The 1,605-nt window shown below is 45.9% G+C and carries 2 protein-coding genes and 1 pseudogene; all 3 read right to left on the bottom strand.

Going from position 1 to position 1,605, the window contains the following annotated elements:
• Nucleotides 1–127 (bottom strand): annotated as a pseudogene (locus F6K49_RS47370) (NAD-binding protein); the annotation flags it as partial.
• On the bottom strand, nt 76–588 hold the full coding sequence (locus tag F6K49_RS47365; RefSeq protein ID WP_293109469.1) for a HEAT repeat domain-containing protein: 513 nt from the start codon (nt 586–588) through the stop codon (nt 76–78). The gene F6K49_RS47365 and the pseudogene F6K49_RS47370, both read right to left, overlap by 52 nt.
• Before the next feature lie 280 nt (nt 589–868).
• On the bottom strand, nt 869–1,605 hold a 737-nt coding region (locus F6K49_RS47360), incomplete at its 5' end, for a HEAT repeat domain-containing protein (RefSeq protein WP_293109467.1).

Raw genomic sequence — 1,605 nt, 5'->3', positions numbered from 1 at the left:
GTACTAGCATATGAACATGGGAACCATACTTGGTCAAATATACAGCTTCCTCTGCCGCTGAGTCACCCCCCCCGACTACCGCCACTTCCTTACCACTGAAAAGGGGAGATGCACCATCACAGATGGCGTATCTTGGCAGGTTAGCAGTAGTGTTTTAAAAGCTTGCTCTTGGGCAGCAGGAATTTTATCTTTAGGCATATCCTCCCAGTCCAGGCTGCCCAGACCTTTCGTAGCAGCTCGACGGACGCTCATAGAAAAGTCAGTTTCAGCAGCTTCGATTAAGGTATCGAAGGCTCTAGGATCGCCAATTCCTGATAGTGCGCGGATTGCCCAGGCTCTACCTCCGTAGTTATAGTCATCAATTAGGTTGAGCAATTGCGCTACTGCTGTTTTCCCGAATCGCACTATCCCACCGGCAGCTAATTCTGCTGCACCTGGGTTATTGTAGCTAAAAACTGCAATTAAAGTGGGGATTGCAGCTTCTAAATGGGCATTAGCCAGGATTCTCACTGCTTTTACTAAACTATAGGCAGAATCTGCCTCTTTCACAGCTCGAATTAATTCTTGCTCTCGGGTTGTGTTGGTCATGCAGGGGTCTAATATCAAGTCTGGTTGAATACCAATAATCTAGGGGAGTGTGGGGAGATGGGGAGATGGAAAGATTTTTATTAAGGTTAATTATCCTGACATGATATAAGCTTAAAGGTTGTTTGCCCTAAGGGTTTTATAGTGGTAGGTTTAAAGCAAAAAGCAAAAGTATCAAAACCTACCAGTTTTGACGTAATGCTTCTATAAATAGTTAGATAAAATTTTAGATAAAATTATTTCATACTTGTTTCTTCATCTGTGATACTTTATCCTTCAAACTTCAAAGAAGACCATCGATCAAGTTCATAATTCTAATTGCTGTCTCCGATAGGTGGCAACCATCACTGGGATTGCTTTCTAAGTAATGCTCTAGAATTCCTTTGAGGGCGAGTACCCTGAGACTATTTTCTGCCCAGGTCTTAGCGATCGCATCGGCTGCTGGTAAATAACCAATTGCCCCGAGATCCGAAAGAGCTGCCCGCCTCAGTTGCACTTGATAAGCACTCAAAGCTTTAATTAAACGTTCCGCATAAGTAGGGTTTTGAGTTAGCTGGTACATCGCCCGTGCGGCGGCATACTGTTCCAACTCGTTGGGATGTTCTAGGAATAGTTCAATCAAGTCAATCGCTTCAGTTACACCAAGATCCCCCAAAGCTTCGATGACGGCATTGTAGGGTTGGGCGAGGTGGGGACATCCGGGTATAGGCTGGGCTGCTTCTAAACCTCCGTCTAGGAGTTTGATCAGCTTGGGAATACAGGTACGATCTTCTAACATCGCTAAAGATTGTACCGCTGCTTCCCTAACATAAAAATCCGGGCAGTCTAAACAATCAATCAACGCAGGCACAGCTCGATGGTCTCCTAGTTTGCCCAGGGCCCGGGCGGCATTTCGGCGCAGAGGATATCCTCCTAATTCTGTCTGGTTGTCCTGATCCTCTAGCGCAGCGATTAGGGCATCAATTGCCAGTGGTTCCCGGACTCGGAACTTTCCTAGCCACCATGCTGCATAATAGCGAA

It is taken from the genome of Moorena sp. SIO3I6 (assembly GCF_010672095.1).
Note: the sequence above shows the minus strand (reverse complement) of the source record. Positions and strands in the feature narration are given on the sequence as shown.